Below are 19,871 nucleotides of genomic sequence, written 5' to 3'. Positions count from 1 at the left end.
GTCTAAACAAATTCAAACTTAATTTTAGAGACGACACATTGGGCTTTAGACCATGATCAAAATGTTAATAACCTCAAACACCAGCCAAGAATCAACCCGTTAAATCTGATGAAATATCCACATTGTAAAAAAACCCTAAAATTTTGATTCTGAGCATCTACTCCGTCTTCAGGCCCCATAAAAGATGCTGTGTTTATCCAAAAACTAAAAGAATCTGAGGCTCAGTGATTTTATCAACAAATTTCGCATCATACTATTTGGTAATCACATAGATTATCGTAAATTTGCAAACTCTTTTTAAGAGAGGAATGTTTAACTCGTCGCGCCTTTGGCGTGATCTATAAAAATTAATTAGTGTGAATACATTAAGCTACAAAACGATTTCAGCTAACAAAGCTACTGCAGATAAGCAGTGGGTTTTGGTTGATGCTGAAGGGCAAACATTAGGTCGTTTGGCTTCTAAAGTTGCAAAACTTTTAAGAGGCAAACACAAACCTAGCTTCACACCACATGTTGATTGCGGAGATAACGTAATTGTTATCAACTCTGAAAAAATCAACTTAACAGGAAACAAGTGGAACGATAAGACTTACATTCGTCACACAGGGTATCCAGGTGGTCAGAAATCTTTAACTGCTATGGAACTATTCGGAAAGGATCCGTCTAGAGTAGTAGAAAAATCAGTAAAAGGAATGCTCCCTAAAAACAAATTAGGTGCAGATTTATTCCGTAACCTAACTGTTGTTGTAGGTACTGAGCATGCACATGCTGCTCAAAAACCTAAGACAATTAACTTAAACGAATTCAATTAAATGGAAGTAATTCACAAAATTGGCCGTAGAAAGACGGCTGTTGCTCGCGCGTATGTTGCCCCAGGAAAAGGGAACATCACAGTTAATAAAAAAGACATGGCGGCTTATTTTCCAAATGCTGCATTGCAGTACAAGGTAAATCAACCATTGACCATGACTAACAATGATGGCAACTTTGATATTACAGTCAATGTATATGGAGGTGGTATTACCGGTCAGGCAGAAGCTATCCGTTTGGCATTATCTCGCGCTATGTGTGAGGTTGATGCAGAAAACAGAGGCATCTTGAAACCAGAAGGATTGTTAACAAGAGACCCAAGAATGGTTGAGCGTAAGAAATTCGGTCAGAAGAAAGCACGTAAGAAATTTCAATTCTCTAAACGTTAACATCCGCAACTTGATTGATGGTCTCGTGATGAGCATCGCAATCTTGTTGTTTACGAAACCTTTAAACCCGTGCTGGAATACTTCCAGCACAAAAAAATAACCCAGTTAATGTTGTCTATCACGTTAAAGCGTGAAGATTTAGTTTAGCATCTAAATGGTAAAGGCGCTCCGCCACAGTGGAAACCACTTTATCATTGCTAATTCAACAGAACGTAAACTATTACAAAATGGAAAGTATAGAAGTTAAAGAATTACTTGAAGCAGGTGTACACTTTGGTCACTTGACAAGAAAATGGGATCCAAATATGGCTCCTTACATTTATATGGAGCGTAATGGCATCCATATCATCAACCTTTACAAAACAGCTGCAAAAATTAAAGAATCCGCAGAAGCGCTTCATAAAATTGCAGCTTCAGGAAAGAAAATTTTATTTGTTGCTACAAAAAAACAAGCTAAAGACATCGTTGCTGAAAAAGCAGGTGCTGTAAGCATGCCTTACATTACTGAAAGATGGCCAGGTGGAATGTTAACCAACTTTGTAACGATCAGAAAAGCCGTTAAAAAAATGGCCTCTATTGATAGAATGAAAAAAGATGGTACATTCTTGACATTGTCTAAAAAAGAACGTTTACAAGTTGACCGTTTAAGAGCAAAGTTGGAGAAAAACTTAGGTTCAATTTCAGACATGACCCGCTTGCCAGGTGCTTTATTTGTAGTGGATATCAAACGTGAAAACATTGCTATTAGAGAAGCGCAAAAGTTAAACATTCCAATCTTTGCAATGGTTGACACGAATTCTGATCCTCGTCAAGTAGAATATGTAATTCCTGCCAATGATGATGCTTCAAAATCTATAGATAAAGTTTTAACGATTATTACCTCTGCCGTTGCTGATGGTCTTGCTGAACGTAAATCAGATAAAACTGAGAAAAAAGGCAAAGAAGAGAAAGCAGGAAAATCTGAGAAAAAAGATAAGGTAGAAAAGGAAGAGAAAAAAGAAAAGAAGGCAGTTGCCAAGAAAGTAACCGCTGACGAAGAAGAATAAACCTATTAATATAACATCTTAAAGTCGTTTGGTTCTTTTCTTTGTTGAAAATTAATTGAACGACTTTTTTAATAAAATACACTTAGAAATTATGACAAAAATATCAGCTGCAGAAGTTAATAAACTTAGACAAACTACAGGTGCCGGAATGATGGACTGTAAAAAAGCTTTGGTTGAAGCGGAAGGCGATTTTGACAAAGCCATTGACATCTTGCGTAAAAAAGGTCAGAAAGTTGCCGACCAGAGAGCTGACAGAGAATCCAGTGAAGGTGCTGCTGTTGCTAAAATAAACGACGACCAAACTGTGGGCGTTGCCATTGTACTTGGATGTGAAACGGATTTTGTTGGTAAGAACGAATCTTTTATCGCATTGGCCAATGAGATTGCCGATATTGCAATCACGGTTAATTCTAAAGAAGAAGTACTTGCTGCTGATTTTGGTGGCATGACTGTTGCCGACAAATTGATTGAGCAAACAGGTGTGATTGGTGAAAAAATTGATTTGAATGCTTTTGAGAAATTGGAAGCTCCATATGTTGGTGCTTACGTTCATATTAACAAGATTGCTGCATTGGTCGGATTTTCTGCCAAAGTTGATAAGATTGAGGAATTAGCAAAAGACGTGGCGATGCAAGTCGCTTCTATGGGCGCTACAACATTATCTTACAAAGATTTTGATCCGGCCTTTATTGCATCTGAAACTGAAGCAAGAATTGCTGAGATCCAAAAAGAGAATGAAGAAAGAGCGCGTATGAACAAAACGCTTAAAAACATTCCACAATACATTTCTATGGCACAATTAACGCCAGAAGTATTGGCAAAGGCTGAAGAAGATGCGAAAGCGGAATTGAAAGCTGAAGGGAAGCCAGAACAAATCTGGGACAAAATTATTCCAGGAAAAATGGATCGTTTCAAATCAGACAACACGACACTTGACCAGGAGAAAGCCTTGTTGGACCAAACGTTTATTAAAGACGAAAAGTCTAATGTTGCCAAATATGTTGCTTCTTATGGCGATGTTAAAGTAACTGACTTTAAACGTGTGTCTTTAGGATAAGCCTTATTCCTGCGACGCAGGAAACCTTTTAGGTTCAGCGCAAGCTAATTTTATACTACAAACGCCCCGACTTCTTTCTAAAAGTGGTAGGGGCTTTTTTAATTTTTTCTTTAAGGCCTGGTCGCTATTGGAGCGTTGTTGAAAAACACCAACAATGTCGTTAATTTTCGTCAAAATAAAGGCGCTCCGATAAAGATGTCGCCCCTACAGGGCTTTGGCTATGTATTTGCCTTGGTGCCATTAAGATATCGCCCCTATGGGGCTATAGATTTGCGTCTTCCTGATTCTTACCAATTCCTGGGCCTTCCTACCCGGCAGGTAAGTAAGCAGAAAACCTTTTAGGCTTAGCGCAAACTAATCTATACTACAAAAGCCACTACTCATTTTAAAAAGATATAGTGGCTTTTTTATTTTAATGACACTAAAGTTTGATATCATCAATATATCCGCATAACGAAACCGTAATTTATAATTAATGGCCTTGGCATTGATTGACGATAAAGATGTCGCCCCGCTGGGGCTTTGGCTCTGTATTTACCGTGGTTCTGGATATGTCGCCCCGTTGGGGCTTTGAATTTGCGTTTTTATATTTCTAATATTACGCCCCACTGGGGCTCCGATAATAATATCTAAATCATTCCTATTAAGATGTCGCCCCGCTGGGGCTTTGGGTTTGCGTTTTTCTATTTCCACTAATATTTCGCCCCGCTGGGGCTTTGATAATAATATTTAAATCGTTTCTATAATGATGACGACATATGGGCTCTTGGAATTATCACAGGGGGCTTGCATTGAGAATTTGCTCCTATGAAGCTCTATTGAATGCTAATGATCTGAATTAAAAATAGAAGCTCGAAAAACCATTCAATGTAAAACAAATCTATAGCGTGAGGCACTACTTTACACTCTACGGCGCACAAAGCCTTGCAATAAGACGACTGTAATCAAATGGACGCATAGCTCCGAAGTCTGGAATCACGAGCTTAGAAGTGCGCAAACTACTTAATACTGATGCAATTTAAATTAGATTTTATATCCTATCGGCGTCAAGAAATCTTTTAATAGTTGTCATAAAAAAAACGTCCATCAATTTGATGGACGCTTTTATACAAACTAACAACTTAAGGTTGCTGTAGGTTGATTGTTTTCTTAGAATGAATACTTAACTCCAATTTGAAGTTTCCAAGTTTCACCATAATAGTAGTTATAATCAAATGAATCAGTGATATAGTCACCACTAGATTTTGCAAAAGAATACGAAGGGACGTTATTGGCATCTTTACCTTCATACTTCAAAATTTGCCCTCTATTAGCGATATTGTTTCTTTGACTAACACCCCATTCTGAATTAATAAGGTTACCTACATTCAAGAAATCCAAACTGAACTGTAATGTGTTTCTAGTATCCGCAACATTGAAATAATACTCACGGGTCAATCTTAAGTCGAAAGTATGAACCCACGGTGCGCGTACGGCATTGGCTTCAGCATATTTACCTTTGTTGTTTTTAAGGTATTTATCTTGCGCCATAAAATTAAAGAAGGCATCTTCATCAGCAGTGCTAACAAATTGAATATCTCCTCTACCTTTTGGAATATAAATTAAATCTGTATTGTTCCCATCACCATTCATATCATTTGAATACGTATAACTGTATCCGTTAGAAGAAGCACCTGAGTAGAACACATTGATAAACGTAGCTGATTCCAATAGGTTGTTAGACCAAGGAAGTTTATAGCCTGCTGATCCAATGACTCTATTTGGCACAACATACTGTGAACGTTGAAGTTCTGGTATGTGCGGTCCGTTAACACCAATTAATCCACCGTAAGCAGATCCGGCATTACTTCCTGGCATTCCAGTAATTTCTTGAGACTCAGTATAGGTATAAGCAGCCATTAATCGTAAATCTTCAATTGGCTCTGCGTTCACGGTAATATTACCAATCGCTCCCCATCCTTCGCTAGTATTTGTCAATACATACGCATCTCTACCAACATAGGTCAAATCGCTTCTATCAGGATAAATGTATCTGTTGTCAGATCCTGAAAAACGTTCCCATGTATCATCTACGTCTTTATAGTCGTAGTTTTTAAGCATAACACCATTAATGTTTTTAGTGTATATACCTTCTAATGTAACCGACAATGGGAAATCAACCGGAACCTCATAATCAAATGCTAAAGAGGTTTTCCAAACTTGTGGCATTTTGAAATTAGGATCTACACCGTTAACGTCACCAGGCAACTCTCCATCTTCTGGTCTAATGGTACTTGGCAGACCCAATCTATCAATCATTTCATCCACATCAGTAATCATTGGTCCTGCTAATCTATCTAAAACAGCTAAATCAGAACCTCCTGTATTTACTGTACCATCAGTGTTATATCTGGTAACGGCAGCATAACTTCCTTGTACCATTCCTGAGTTGGTTGGCATGTTGGTGAAGAATACCAATGGCAATCTTCCTGAGAAAATACCAGTTCCACCACGAAGTTTCATGCTTTGATCACCTTTAATATCCCATGAGAATCCAACTCTTGGAGATACTTGCACATTTGCTTTTGGCCATTTGCCCGTATCCACACGTTTTCCACCAAAATCTAAATCGTAAATAGCGTTGTTTCTTAAGATATTGTCCTCATATTTTAAATAATCAGCACGGATACCGTAAGATAATTTGAAATTTGGATTCACATCCCAGTCATCCTGAAGGTATAGTCCAAACTGATTGAAAGCAACCTCAGCTGTTGGGTTTTTCTCACCATCGTAACCATAAGTTAGTGCAAAGTCAGTAGGAGCGGCTTGATTAAGGAAGTCATCAACACTAGCGTAACGATAGTACCCAGTACCATTTCTCATATAAGAGTTGTTTGCCAATTGGTGCTCGTAACTTAAACCTGCAGTTATTTTATGATTGTCTAAATAATAAGTCAAATTATCAATAATGGTGAATGTATTATTGTTAACCGCATTATTCCAGGTGAACAACTCATAACCGGCAGACATATATGGTTCTTGACTTTGGGTTCCATCTGGATTAGTACCATTCAATATATCAATGAATGGGAAAGGCGATGAATTTGTTCCACGTGCATCTTCAATTTTTGAAGAGGTTACAAGCAACTGATTAGAAAGTTTGTCAGAAATTCTACTGTTTAAATCTAAAGACAATGAATTTACAATATTATCCATAGAATAGGTAGAATTTGAGAATGCCATAGAGTGCTCTGAAATACGGTTCATCCCTCTGTTACGGAAGCCTGCATTATTTGAGTTACCGTTGGTAGCATTCCATCCTTGATTTTTAGCGTAGTTATAACGTACACTCAATTTATTGGTAGAATTGATATTCCAGTCCAAACGCACCAAGAATTTTTTGTTGCTCTCATCGGAAGGATAGTTAGTGTAAGATCCAGGATTATAACCGTAATTGGTAATTAAATGTTGTTTTACACGTTCCATATCAGCAATACTGGTTCGGGAAAGTGACATGTCAAGGTCAGCTACCCCATCTTCAGATGGTCTCCAGCTTACAACCTGTCCTGGACGTACTTCTTTTTCAGCATTCACAAAAAAGAACAGCTTATTTTTAATGATCGGACCACCTAAAGTCAAACCATAAATTGTTTTTGACTCATCGTCACGATCACCAAATTGAACATCTCCAATTCGGTTACCTCGCATATCCTGATTGTTGTAATACGCATAGGCAGAACCTTTAAACCTGTTGGTTCCTGATTTAGTAATAGCGTTGATACCACCACCAATAAAATTAGTTTGACGCACATCAAATGGCGCAACAACTACTTGAACTTCTTCAATAGCATCCAATGAGATTGGACTTCCACCGGCCGGCAGACTTGAACTCAATCCAAAGTTGTTGTTAAAGTTGGCACCATCTACCGTAAAGTTAGTAGAACGACCGTCACCACCAGCAATGCTCATCCCGTTTGAGTAAGGAGAGATCTTAGCAATATCAGTAATACTTCTGTTGATGGTAGGCATTGCAGACAACTGTGCATTTGAGATGTTGGTTACTGCACCAGTTTTTTCTGTTGAAAACCTTGTTCTTTTAGCAGAAATAACGACCTGACTTAAAGAAACGCTTTCTTCACTTAAAACCACATCATGAATATAACCAGCACCCAAGCTAATTACAATATCACTTGTTGTGTTTGTCCCATATCCAATATAAGACACTTCTACAGTGTATGGTCCGCCAACACGCATCCCAGGTAAGTTGAACCGACCATCATCATTGGTAATCGATCCGTAAGTCGTTCCTGAAGGCACGTGGGTAGCGATGACTGTTGCACCCATAACCGGTCCTTCAGCATCTGTAACCCGACCACTCATACTGGAAGAAGTTACTTGAGCCGTCATGACTGCAGTAGTTAGTAAAGCTACAGCCATCATTAAGAATTGAGTAAGTTTTTTCATTTTTAATGTTTAAAATTAGATTTTAAATTTTGCGCAAAATTAAGCCATTATTATGATTTAATATTACTAAAACGTTAAGAAATTTTTAACAGGACGAAGTTAAGAGATTTACAGGAAACGATGCGTGCATAATAAAATAAGTTTTACAGAAGTTTTAAACAAACTTTAACTAAAATTCTTATAATGCTCTAATAAATTGAGTGTTGAACTATCATGATTCGTAATAGTATCTGTTGATGAGATTTCTTTTAAAATTTTTGTGGCCAACTGCTTTCCGAGCTCAACCCCAAATTGATCATAACTATATACATTCCAAATAACCCCTTGCACGAAGATCTTGTGCTCATAAAGGGCAATCAGCTTTCCTAAACTTTCAGGTGTCAACTGATCTATCAAAATAGTATTGGTTGGCTTGTTGCCATCAAACACTTTAAATGGCGTTAGCTGCTTTATTGTTTCTTCAGATGTGTTTTGACCTTTAAATTCAGCAATCACCTCATCTTTTGATTTCCCATTCAATAAGGCCTCAGTTTGAGCTATAAAATTGGACATCAATTTATCTTGATGATCCTTATTGCCATGAAGTGATTTTGCAAATCCAATAAAATCGGCCGGAATAAGCTTGGTGCCCTGATGGATCAGTTGAAAAAAGGCGTGCTGTGAATTGGTTCCAGGCTCGCCCCAAACAATATTACCGGTTTGATAGGTAACCTTGTCGCCATTTCTATCCACACTTTTGCCGTTACTTTCCATATTGGCCTGTTGCAAATAGGTGGCAAACTGATTTAAATATTGTGAGTAACCTATGACGGCCTCGCTTTCTGATTCAAAGAAATTGGTGTACCAAATACCAATAAGAGCCAAAACCACTGGAATATTTGTCTTAAACTCTGCCGATTTAAAATGATTGTCCATGTTGTGAGCGCCAGCCAACAACTTGTCAAAATTGTCATAACCTACCGCCAAACTGATGGATAGGCCAACAGCGCTCCACAATGAAAAACGTCCGCCCACCCATGTCCACATCGGGAAAATATTGTTTTCATCAATGCCAAAGTCCTTTACCTTTTCGATATTGGTTGATACGGCCACAAAATGTTTGGCAACATCAGTTTCAGCAGCTGATTTTAAAAACCAATCCTTGATGGTATTCGCATTGGATAGTGTTTCTTGTGTGGTAAAGGTTTTGGAAACAATAACAAATAACGTGGTTTCTGGATTGAGCTTTTTCAAAACTTCATTCACGTGATCGCCATCTACATTGCTTACAAAATGTGTGGTCAAATGATTTTTATAGTATTGAAGCGCATCCACTACCATGGCAGGCCCCAAATCAGAACCACCAATGCCAATATTGACCACATCTGTAAAGGCTTTCTGGGTATAACCTTTTCTTTTCCCGTTGACAATGTCAGTCGTAAAGTTTTTAATTTTTGCTTTTACCTCATGGATCTCAGGCATGATATCTTCACCTTCTACCATGATCTTGGCAGATTTTGGGCTTCTTAAAGCCGTATGCAAGACCTCCCTACCTTCTGTTTCATTAATAATATCGCCTTGAAATAGCTTATCTATTGCCGATTTCAATTGTGTTTCTTCGGCAAGCTCCAACAACAAGTCCATGGTTTTGGCGTCCATCCTATTTTTAGAATAGTCCACATAAAAATCTTCCCATTTGATGGTCATTTCTGAGGCACGGTTCTCATTTTCTGAAAACCATTGCGCCATGTGCACCTCCTTAATACTTTTAAAATGTTCCTGAAGTTTTGTCCACGCTTTGGTATGGATTGGGTTGATTTTTGGTAGCGCCATGAGTTAGTTTTTAGTTATGGAATAGCCTTGTTCTATAGTTGTTTCATTTTGATATTCATATGGAATACTTTTCAGTCGATCTCTTAACGGACTAATAAACTCATTGTACTTATCAATAAGATGGTCGGGAACGGACTCTACTGAAGGCAATTTTTCCTTGAATGGGTCCACTTGTTTTCCGTTTTTCCAAAATCGGTAACATACGTGAGGACCACTGGTATTCCCAGTCATACCCACATAACCAATCACATCGCCTTGTTTCACGTATTGTCCTTTTTTAACCGCTTGGTTCCGCATGTGTAAATACTGGGTGCTGTAAGTTTCATTATGTTTGATTTTAACGTACTTTCCATTCCCACCTCTTCGTGTAGATTCTGTAACAGTCCCATTAGCCGTAGCCAAAATAGGTGTCCCTATGGCCGCCGCAAAATCAGTGCCTTTATGTGGGCGCAATGCATAGCCATAATAGGCAATACGTCTATTAAGATTGTAACGGGAAGAGATACGGCCAAAATTAACCGGTGCCTGTAAGAAGGCACGCTTAAGACTTTTGGCTTCCTCATCAAAGAAATCTCCGCCTTTGCTAAGTGTATCGGTCTGAAACTTAAACGCGTAAAAGTCCTCATCCTTATGCTGAAAATAAGCGGCATCAATACCTTCCAACCCTGCATAAATAGAGTCTTCAATATAACGCTGTTTGTAAATGATCTTAAACTTATCGCCTTTTTGTAGTTTCCAGAAATTTATGCTCCAAGCATAAATATCGGCCATTTCTCCAATCAGCGCCTGTGGCAAGCCTTGAGAATCCATAGTTACGGATAAACTATTATTGATAATACCTGAAGCTTCCTTGGTCACAATGGTAACAGGTTTTTTCTCTTTATAGGTCACAATCGAATCCGCAAAATGAATCACCACATAATCAATATTATTCTCTTGATAAATAAAACATTGCGGGGTTTGTAAACTATCCTTAGAAAACAACATGGTATATGGTTTACCTATTTGCAGTTTTCTGATATCATAAGAATCCTTGGCACTTTCGGCAATTTGATAAATTTTGGGATAGTTCATGTTGTTTCTTTGCAAGATGGTTCCAAAACTATCGCCCGATCTTATCGTATCGCGTTTAACCACATAATCATTCAGGTTAAATCCAAATTCTCTTAACTCAACCGGTGGTATATAGGTTTGAAAAGGCTCTGGATTGATTGGTTCAGGCTCTTCTTTGCACGACCACATAAGCAATGCCAATAAAACTAATACTATTAAACTTTTTTGATACATTAACGCTTTCACTTTTATTATTCCGTTCCCCAATTTTCCAATTCTTTTTCGGTCCAAAGTTGAGGAAAAAATATGCGTCTTTGGTATTTTGGATGCATGTATTTTTTCCAATCACTTCCGCCTGTAGCTTCAGCATCGCCAGAACCACTTTCAATATAGTGTTTCGCCGCGTTATAATGCGCAAACACCCAGGTAATATTGACCGTATGGTCATAATGACGCATGGCCTTCACCAATTCCTCATTTTCCTGATCAGCCTTTGGCAATTCCTTAAACTTGGTCCATAAATTTTTAGTATTATGAGCCTCCATAAATCTTAGGAATTCCGCCTTGTAACGTTTTTCAAAATTGATCAATAAAATGGATTTCTTCCCCGTGTGGTAATCCTTTCCTGCCGCTTGCCAATACAAATGTTCAAACGCATGAGTGTAAGGTGTATTGCGGTCAATATCCTTACGGAAGCGATAACCAATAAGATTGATCAACTCAGTAGAGGCAAATTCAATCAGTCGGTATTGTGCACTTTGGAAACCACTGGCCGGTGTTAAGGTACTTCTGAATTTCATGTATTGGTCCACGTCCATACCTTCTCTCATAATGTTAAACGAGGTGGTCAGCATGTCAAAATACCTGCTCACCCGCATCAATTTAGAGGTAAAGAATTCAGCCGTCAATGCAGTACTCTCGGAAACCTGTTCAATTTCCCAAAGAATCATCTTAAACAGCAATTCGTTAATTTGATGGTAGCCAATAAACACCATTTCATCAGGAAGTGTTGTTCTTTGGATTTGTAGATTCAACAAAGCATCGGTTTGGATATAATCCCAATACGTAATAGGCTTACTGTAGAGTAAGCCTTCCAAATAGGTGTGAGTGTCCTGCTCAATTGCAGTATATTTTTTCTGAAGTTCCTGCAGTATCGGATCGAAATTTTCTGAATTGGACATATGTTCTAAAACTGTACTTTAAATGAATGTTTTAAGCCTTTAAAAGCTTCTAAATCTGCTCTCAAGGAGCCCACCGCCAAATCGGCCTGGATTCGCAACGGAATTTTATTGTCGTCAGCACTGACCCATAAAGTCAAACTTTCCTTCTCTTTAAACACCCGTCCAGCCATCACATAGGGTCTGAACTTAAGGGTTTTGATGGTGCCGAATGTCGTTTTTAGTTCCTCTCTTCCTAAAAACTTGAGCTTAAAATTATAATTTTCTTCATCAAAAAACATGTTCAAACTCACAACATCACCCTCACTGATGGTATTAGTATTATAATTGTTTCTTAAATAATAGAACGCTGAAACCATATCTTGAACATTCTCTTCAATGGTAAATGACGCTTTCTTTTTCTCTTTCTTATTGTTGACATGTGCTTTTGAGGCCACATGGTCAAATTCTATTTCAATATCTTTGGTGTAGCCACCTTCATCAATATTCCTGATGAACTTATAGGGCATTCCGGTTTGTTTATCAAAATAGGATTCATAACGGTCTTTGACCTTAAAAAACCATCTGATTGCTCCAGTAGTCCAACCTTTGCCGACTACATGAAAAACCTCGCGGCCGTTTAACCGAGATTCTTTTACTTCTAAAGTTGCGTTCCCTGCTTTTAGGAACCCACTGTAACTCATTCTGAACTTGAACCACTCCCCTTCCTGAAAGGCGTGTTTTTGTTGCGCAGAGACGCTGAGGATTACGAAGCATAGCGCTATAACTAAATTTACTTTTTTCATAATTTAAATAATTGTAAGTATAACCTTAATTACTAAGATTTCGTATATATCCTCAAGAATTACAATTAGCGTTCCAAAAGTATTAAAACAATAAAACTCCGTCAAATTAATGCGGAGTTTTAAACGTTAAATATTTGTTAGCGTTTGGCTTATAAAGTGCCTCGCAATTGCTGTTCTCTCTCAATCGATTCAAAGAGCGCCTTAAAATTGCCTGCTCCAAATCCTTTGGCACCCATGCGTTGAATAATCTCAAAAAACAAGGTTGGTCTATCCTGTACAGGTTTTGTAAAAATCTGCAACAAATAGCCCTCTTTATCGGCATCAATCATGATCCCTAAACTTTTTAGTTTTTCAATGTCTTCACGCAATTCATGACTATAGGTTTCCAAACGTCCGGGCACTGCCTTATAGTATTCTTCTGGTGGGGTAGATAAGAATTCTACGCCCCGTGATTTCAATTGCGAAACTGTAGTGATGATATCATCCGTGGCCACAGCGATGTGCTGCACCCCCGGACTTTCATAAAAATCGAGGTATTCTTCAATTTGCGAGCGCTTTTTACCCTCTGCAGGTTCATTGATCGGGAATTTGATACGGCCGTTGCCATTGCTCATCACCTTACTCATTAAGGCTGAATATTCGGTATGGATCTGCTTGTCGTCAAAAGATAAAAAGTTAACAAAGCCCATGACCTCTTCATACCATTTGACCCAAGTATCCATTTCGCCCCAGCCCACATTACCGACCATATGATCAATAAATTTTAATCCGGTTGACTCAGGATTGTAGTCGGACTTCCATTCTTTAAACCCAGGCATAAAAGTACCTTTATAATTTTTACGCTCCACAAACAGATGGACGGTTTCTCCATAAGTATAAATTCCGGCCGTGACCACTTCACCATGCTCATCCTTTTCAACTTTCGGTTGCATATAAGATTTGGCACCGCGTTTGGTGGTTTCTTCATAGGCACTTCGGGCATCGTCCACCCAAAGGGCAATCACTTTTACGCCGTCGCCATGCTTGACAATATGGTCATTGATGGGCGATTGGCTATTTAGTGGCGTGGTCAATACCAATCGGATTTTATCCTGTTTGAGCACATAACTCACGGTATCCCTTGACCCTGTCTCCAAACCCTTATAGGCGTAGGATTGAAATCCGAAAGCCGTTTTATAAAAATGTGCTGCTTGTTTCGCATTTCCCACGTAAAACTCTACGTAGTCAGTTCCGAGAAGCGGCAAAAAGTCTTCTGCGCCTTCAAAAATTTTTTCTAGTCCGTATTCCACGGAAGATATGTCTTTACTCATGATTGTTTTTTTAAGACCATAGAAAAAAGAGAATAGAAAAGAGACCTCCCTGATCTTTATTCTATATTTCAATTTCTTCTTATGGTTGTTAGTTTAAAATATGCGGCAATGGCCTAATTTTTTGTTTTAGTTTGATCCTTATTGCGCTTCCCTAATAATGCCATCTATTAGTTTTCGCTGTCTTGACTCTTGACTCTTGACTCTTAAATCATGGATCTATTTTCTTTGTTCTTTTCTCTATATTCTATTTTCTTCTTCAAAGCCACGACTTAAAATAATCCTCATCGGCAATCTTCAATGCTTCTTCCGTAATTTTCAAAGGCTTGAACGTGTCAACCATCACAGCCAATTCATCGGTTTTGGTTTTTCCGATGCTGCGTTCTACTGATCCTGGATGTGGTCCGTGCGGAATACCTGCGGGATGCAACGAGATATGGCCTGGGCCAACATCATTCCGACTCATAAAATCGCCATCCACATAATACAGCACCTCATCACTATCAATATTACTGTGATTATAGGGCGCAGGAATACTCAACGGATGGTAATCATACAACCGCGGCACAAAACTACAGACCACAAAGGCATCAGTTTCAAAAGTTTGATGCACCGGTGGCGGTTGGTGAATGCGTCCGGTTATCGGTTCAAAATCGTGGATGGAAAACGCATACGGATAATTGTATCCGTCATAACCTACCACATCAAATGGATGCGAAGCATAGACCATTTCGAAAATATCATCTTGCTTTTTCACCTTGATCAAGAATTCTCCCGTTTCATTATAGGTTTCCAGCTCTTCCGGCTTTCGGATATCCCGTTCGCAATACGGCGAATGCTCCAACAATTGTCCAAACCAGTTTCGGTAACGTTTGGGCGTATAAATTGGTCGGCGGGATTCTACGATAAACAAGCGGTTGTCTTCAGTATCAAAATCCATTTTATAGATGATGCCTCTTGGTACCAACAGATAGTCGCCGTATTTGAAATCGAGATTTCCGAGGTGTGTACGTAATTTACCAGTGCCTTTATGAACGAAAATCAATTCATCAGCATCGGTGTTTTTATAGAAATAATCTTTGGTAGAGTGTTTTGGTGCGGCCAATATAATACTACAGTCTGAGTTTGTAAGTACGGTTTTACGGCTTTCCAGATAATCGTTTTCTGGTTTCACCTCAAATCCGCGCAGACGATAGGATTGGATATGATTGGCTTTGGCAATTTTAGGCGCCACATTATATTGCTTTCTAATTTCTTTGACTTGGGTTGGGCGCTGTTCGTGATAGGAGTTGGTGTACATCCCATCAAAACCAATGGTTCCAAACAACTGTTCCGCATACAAAGTCCCATCCGGTTTACGGAACTGGGTATGTCTTTTTGGGGGAATTTTCCCGAGTTTATGATAAAATGGCATGTCTTTGAGTTATTATTGGTTGTGGGTTATCTGTTTTCGGTTGTGGGTTGTCGGTTGTGGGTTGTGGGTATCAAAACTCAACATTAGATGACAACAAAACTGCCTTATAAAGATATGAAATAAATGCTATTCTTAGTTGATTAAGAACGATACAATGCGGTATAATTATTCTGGATTCCTTTTCATAAGGAATTGAAGGTAAAGAAGTAAACCGGTCCAGGACTGTGTGGTCATGTCACAAATATAGAAAAAAGAATTTGAAATGTGATGAATATTATTTCACAAAGAATTATAATGCTCAAAGTCGTTTATAACCTTTGAAAAATTCAAAATAGTGGTCATACTGAGTTCAGTCAAAGTACCAAATTCTCAATTCACCTGTCACCCTGAGCGCAGTCGAAGGGCTGGATAGGCTAAATTATGGTTTGGGAATTTGAAGAGGGTTCGTTCCGAATAGTCGGAAGCGCTTACCCTGACATCTGTCTTCACTCTGACATCGGACTGCCACACTCAGCGCAGTCGAAGTGTTAAAATTGAACTTTCGAATCCTAAACGCCAAAACATCACACTGCATGTCGTGAAAGTGACAAATTCCTAAAAACAAAACAAGGAAGATTTTTAAGACAACAAACACCAAGAAAAATTCAGATTACGGTTTTCCCGTAGTTTTCAACAATGGCGTTATGTTGTAAAGCATGAAAAACACACAACCCTTAGCAACAGCGGATTACACCTAAAATAAATGTAAGAAAAATTTGTATTAAGCATTTTTTTTCTTTTATGTTTACATTGTTGATGATGGTTTTTGGAGTAATTACAAAGTCACTTCTTAGCTGTTTGAAACAAACTGGATTGATCCAAGAACCAGCTGGTTTATTTTTTTAAGACTTTGTAGATTTTGACTTTGTAAAACACGACTTTGTAATTTTTAAGACTTTGTAGGAAAAACAAATTAATAACCAAACCTATTAAAAAATGTAGGTTTTAAAATTTAGAAATTATGAAGAAAATCGTATTAGTTACATTTTTATTTAGCTTCGGCTTAACATTTGGAATGATCAATTTGGATAATTCTATTGTGAAAGAAAATCAAACGGCTAAAGAAGTAACTGCCAATGATTGTGTTGACGCAACTTTTGAGCAGATGGAGGTTGCGGATGACCAAGGTTTTAGTGAAGCCCAAGTAACTTGTCTAGGTAATGTATTTTACGCAGGATGTATGGGCTGGAATGTCGATGACTTATGGGATTCATGTGTAAATTAAATAATTAATGAGACCGATTTACTTATTTATTTTTTGTTTTTTTTATTTCTCAGCTATTGATGCTCAGAATAAAGGCAACATTGTGTACAGAATTGTAACTGATGAATTGAAATCTCAAGAAAATCATTCTCAGGCTAAACAGAGTTTTTATAAACTAATGAACTCTATGAGTCTTATCAGAGATAGTTTGTACTTCAATTTAGATTTTAAAGATTCTGAGTCACTATTCTATTTGGATAAAGGTAAAAACGTTGGCATGTCAAATGAGAGGGGTTACAATTCAATAATAAAGTCTTTTAGTTCCGTCTTTTACAGAAACAATGATACAAAGGAACTTATTGAACAAGTCAGCACTGATCGTATCTATTTAATTACTTCATCCACAAAAGATTTAAAATGGGAAATCACGAATGAAGAAAAAAAAATAAATCAGTATTTATGCTATAAGGCGGTGACGACCATTAAAGCTCGAAGTTTAACAAAAGGAGATCATTTTAAGAAAATTCAAGCATGGTTCTGTCCTGAGATACCACTTAATTTAGGCCCTAACAATTTTGGTGGATTACCCGGCTTAATTTTCGAATTAAAGATTGGTATGCTCACGTATTACATAGAATCTTTAAACTTTAACCCTAAAGCTGGTACAGAAATAGTTAAGCCGACAAAAGGAAAAGAAATCACTCGAGATGAATATTTTAGTCTAAAACCCGTAATCACAAAAGAAAATTTCAAAGAATATATTGGTGGCTAATATTTTATCAAAAGTTAAAGAAATTTTAAAAATCCTGCTTTTTACAGCAGGATTTTCTTCTTATGCCCAACAAGTCAAAGTCTCTGGCAAAGTCACAGACACCCTTCAAAATCCATTGGCCTACGCCAACATTTTGGCCCTCCCCGAAGATGATAGTCAAGATGTCCTTTTTGTTATTATAGAAATAATAGTTTTTAATTAATTTTATAAACTGGTTATTTAATATGAATTATGTTTTCATAAACCGTAAAATCAACCCTATTAATCCATCCTTTAAAAAAAATTAAGAAAACATCTAAAAATAATTCAGATTACGGTTTTCCCGTAGTTTTCAACAATGGCGTTATGTTGTAAGGCATGAAAAACACACAACCCTTAGCAACAGCGGATTACACCTAAAATAAAGGTAAGAAAAATTTGTATTAAGCATTTTTTTTTTTTTTATGTTTGACACGTTGATGATGGTTTTTGGAGTCATTACAAAGTCACTTCTTAGCTGTTTGAAACAAACTGGATTGATCCAAGAACCAGCTGGTTTATTTTTTTAAGACTTTGTAGATTTTGACTTTGTAAAACACGACTTTGTAATTTTTAAGACTTTGTAGAAAAAACGAGTTATTAACTAACCTGCATTTAAAAAATGTTCTGGTTTAAAATTTAGAAATTATGAAATTAAAAATGTTAAGTTTTTTGGCAGTCATTCTCTTTGCTGGAAGTTCTTTTGAAAATTCTTCAATGTTAATTCAATCATTTGGCTATGGCCATTGTTATGACCTAGCCGAATCGATTGAACAAGATGCTATGGACGGAGGCAATTCAGCAGAATTTTCATACAATTTAGGGACTGCCATGATGGAAGATTGTATCAATGATGTAAACAACGCAGCAGCCGAATATTGGGCAACTCATTAAAAAAATAGCAATTGAAACTAAGGTTTTTTGTTTTATTTATTTCATTTTTTGGCTTTAACTTTTCTGTTAATGCACAATATATCATCGTAGATTATAAAACCATTCCAAACGGTGATTTTATTGACGGAAAAGACAAAAATAACAATTCTTCTAACAAGGATTTACTCAACGAAGCATTTAAAGTTGTCAGGTTATTGACAATGAGATTGAAAGCTTCACAGAATGAATCCTATTATTGGGCAACAACTGATATGAATTCTGATGTTGATGAACTTCATTTCAAACTGGCAAAGGTCTTTGTCGAAAGTAACTCTGAATATAGGTGCGATTTGAAGAATGATTTAACCTCAAGATGGTGCGAAATGTTTGGACGAAATTTTATTATTAATAATAAAATTAGTGATTTAAATTGGACACTAACAAATGAAAAGAAAGAGATAGGCAAATATACTTGCTATAAAGCCTACTGCTCATACGAGATAGTTAATCCTTCTGGGACGTTTAAAAAAAATGTTACTGCTTGGTATACAAGCGAAGTTCCATATAGATTTGGCCCTAAAGGATATTCTGGATTACCTGGATTAATTTTAGAGTTAACAGACAATAAGATAACCTATGTGGTAAAGAATATTTCCTTTTATAAAGAAGATGAAATCATTGGCGATTTGCCTAAGGGAGAATTAATTACTCAAGAAGTGTTGGATGAATTATCAGTTAATGCAATGCAAAACAGACGTCCAAAACGCAAAAACAAAAAATGAAATTTTTTTTTGAAAGTAAAAATCCTGTTTCTAACAGCAGGATTTTCTTCTTATGCCCAACAAATCAAAGTCTCAGGTAAAGTAACAGACACCCTTCAAAATCCATTGGCCTACGCTAACATTCTCGCCATCCCTGAAGATGATAGTCAAGATGTCCGTTTTGTTATTATAGAAATAATAGTTTTTAATCAATTTTATAAACTGGTTATTTAATATGAATTATGTTTTCATAAACCATAAAATCAACCCTATTAATCCATACTTTAATAAAAATTAAGAAAACGTCTAAAAATAATTCAGATTACGGTTTTCCCGTAGTTCTCAACATTGACAATACTTGGTAAGGCTAAACAACCTAACCAATTTATTGTCAATATGAAACACTAAAATAAATGTAAGAAAAATTTGTATCAAGCATTTTTTTTCTTTTATGTTTACATTGTTGATGATGGTTTTTGGAGTCATTACAAAGTCGCTTCTTGGCCATTAAAGACGACATTGGATTGATCCAAAAGCCAGCTGGTTTATTTTTTTTAAGACTTTGTAATACACGACTTTGTAATTTTTAAGACTTTGTAGGAAAAACAAATTAATAACCAAACCTATTAAAAAATGTAGGTTTTAAAAATTTAGAAATTATGAAGAAAATATTTAGTGTTTTAGCTTTAATACTGTTTATGGGGAGTGCTTTAAATGCAACTGCATATTCCCAACAGGCAGATTGTAATAGTTTGGCTATTGCTGTGGCAAATGTTTACGAAAACGCAGGATACACCCATTATGAAGCATGGCAAGCAGGTAATTGGGCATATGATGGGTGTGTTGGAAATGGAGGTAGTGCGGGTGATTCACTTGTAACAATTAATTAATTTAAACAAGCCCTTATTAG

Annotated in this window: 18 protein-coding genes; 11 read left to right on the top strand and 7 right to left on the bottom strand. The window is 37.1% G+C overall.

The window, feature by feature from the left end; genetic code table 11:
- Positions 1-356: 356 nt before the first annotated feature.
- From rplM to tsf, 4 genes are all read left to right on the top strand, one after another.
- Complete coding sequence (gene rplM / locus H3Z82_RS05420) at positions 357-812, top strand: 50S ribosomal protein L13 (RefSeq protein WP_182203382.1); 456 nt, start codon at positions 357-359, stop codon at positions 810-812.
- Complete coding sequence (gene rpsI, locus H3Z82_RS05415; RefSeq protein ID WP_182203379.1) at positions 813-1,199, top strand: 30S ribosomal protein S9; 387 nt, start codon at positions 813-815, stop codon at positions 1,197-1,199.
- A gap of 227 nt (positions 1,200-1,426) precedes the next feature.
- Complete coding sequence (gene rpsB / locus H3Z82_RS05410; protein WP_182203376.1) at positions 1,427-2,245, top strand: 30S ribosomal protein S2; 819 nt, start codon at positions 1,427-1,429, stop codon at positions 2,243-2,245.
- A gap of 91 nt (positions 2,246-2,336) precedes the next feature.
- Entirely contained in the window at positions 2,337-3,302 is a 966-nt protein-coding gene (gene tsf, locus H3Z82_RS05405) for a translation elongation factor Ts (RefSeq protein WP_182203374.1), read from the top strand.
- 1,149 nt (positions 3,303-4,451) lie between these two features.
- On the opposite strand, the gene H3Z82_RS05400 is transcribed toward tsf, so the two are convergent.
- The 7 genes from H3Z82_RS05400 to H3Z82_RS05370 all read right to left on the bottom strand — a co-directional run bounded on the left by H3Z82_RS05400 (position 4,452) and on the right by H3Z82_RS05370 (position 15,294).
- Complete coding sequence (locus H3Z82_RS05400; RefSeq protein WP_182203372.1) at positions 4,452-7,745, bottom strand: TonB-dependent receptor; 3,294 nt, start codon at positions 7,743-7,745, stop codon at positions 4,452-4,454.
- 165 nt (positions 7,746-7,910) lie between these two features.
- On the bottom strand, positions 7,911-9,557 hold the full coding sequence (gene pgi, locus H3Z82_RS05395) for a glucose-6-phosphate isomerase (RefSeq protein ID WP_182203370.1): 1,647 nt from the start codon (positions 9,555-9,557) through the stop codon (positions 7,911-7,913).
- A 3-nt stretch (positions 9,558-9,560) separates the two neighbouring features.
- Positions 9,561-10,844, bottom strand: a complete 1,284-nt coding sequence (locus H3Z82_RS05390; RefSeq protein ID WP_182203368.1) for a M23 family metallopeptidase — start codon at positions 10,842-10,844, stop codon at positions 9,561-9,563.
- A gap of 17 nt (positions 10,845-10,861) precedes the next feature.
- Entirely contained in the window at positions 10,862-11,791 is a 930-nt protein-coding gene (locus H3Z82_RS05385; RefSeq protein WP_182203365.1) for a tryptophan 2,3-dioxygenase family protein, read from the bottom strand.
- Positions 11,792-11,796: 5 nt separating this feature from the next.
- Positions 11,797-12,573 carry a DUF3108 domain-containing protein gene (locus H3Z82_RS05380; protein WP_182203362.1) on the bottom strand — a complete coding sequence of 259 codons (777 nt, stop codon included), beginning with the start codon at positions 12,571-12,573 and terminating at the stop codon, positions 11,797-11,799.
- A 149-nt stretch (positions 12,574-12,722) separates the two neighbouring features.
- On the bottom strand, positions 12,723-13,883 hold the full coding sequence (hppD, locus tag H3Z82_RS05375; RefSeq protein ID WP_182203359.1) for a 4-hydroxyphenylpyruvate dioxygenase: 1,161 nt from the start codon (positions 13,881-13,883) through the stop codon (positions 12,723-12,725).
- A 256-nt stretch (positions 13,884-14,139) separates the two neighbouring features.
- Positions 14,140-15,294: a homogentisate 1,2-dioxygenase gene (locus H3Z82_RS05370; RefSeq protein ID WP_182203357.1), complete on the bottom strand. Its 1,155-nt coding sequence runs from the start codon at positions 15,292-15,294 to the stop codon at positions 14,140-14,142.
- A 1,000-nt stretch (positions 15,295-16,294) separates the two neighbouring features.
- Here H3Z82_RS05370 and H3Z82_RS05365 point away from each other — a divergent pair.
- The 7 genes from H3Z82_RS05365 to H3Z82_RS05335 all read left to right on the top strand — a co-directional run bounded on the left by H3Z82_RS05365 (position 16,295) and on the right by H3Z82_RS05335 (position 19,851).
- Positions 16,295-16,558 (top strand): hypothetical protein, encoded by a 264-nt coding sequence (locus H3Z82_RS05365; protein WP_182203354.1) that lies wholly within the window; start codon positions 16,295-16,297, stop codon positions 16,556-16,558.
- Positions 16,559-16,565: 7 nt separating this feature from the next.
- Positions 16,566-17,309: a GLPGLI family protein gene (locus H3Z82_RS05360; RefSeq protein WP_182203351.1), complete on the top strand. Its 744-nt coding sequence runs from the start codon at positions 16,566-16,568 to the stop codon at positions 17,307-17,309.
- Positions 17,302-17,511, top strand: coding sequence for a hypothetical protein (locus H3Z82_RS05355; protein WP_182203349.1), 210 nt, complete (start codon positions 17,302-17,304; stop codon positions 17,509-17,511). Before H3Z82_RS05360 ends, H3Z82_RS05355 begins: the two co-directional genes overlap by 8 nt.
- Positions 17,512-17,975: 464 nt before the next feature.
- The gene (locus H3Z82_RS05350) at positions 17,976-18,221 is read left to right on the top strand and encodes a hypothetical protein (RefSeq protein WP_182203347.1); all 246 of its coding nucleotides are present in this window, start codon (positions 17,976-17,978) and stop codon (positions 18,219-18,221) included.
- 11 nt (positions 18,222-18,232) lie between these two features.
- Complete coding sequence (locus tag H3Z82_RS05345) at positions 18,233-18,982, top strand: GLPGLI family protein (RefSeq protein ID WP_182203344.1); 750 nt, start codon at positions 18,233-18,235, stop codon at positions 18,980-18,982.
- A gap of 9 nt (positions 18,983-18,991) precedes the next feature.
- Entirely contained in the window at positions 18,992-19,195 is a 204-nt protein-coding gene (locus H3Z82_RS05340) for a hypothetical protein (protein ID WP_182203342.1), read from the top strand.
- 425 nt (positions 19,196-19,620) lie between these two features.
- Positions 19,621-19,851: a hypothetical protein gene (locus H3Z82_RS05335; RefSeq protein ID WP_182203340.1), complete on the top strand. Its 231-nt coding sequence runs from the start codon at positions 19,621-19,623 to the stop codon at positions 19,849-19,851.
- Positions 19,852-19,871 lie beyond the last annotated feature (20 nt).

The sequence above is a fragment of the Gelidibacter maritimus genome (assembly GCF_014062315.1).
Classification (GTDB): Bacteria; Bacteroidota; Bacteroidia; order Flavobacteriales; family Flavobacteriaceae; genus Gelidibacter; species Gelidibacter maritimus.
This window is presented reverse-complemented; position numbering and strand designations above follow the sequence as displayed.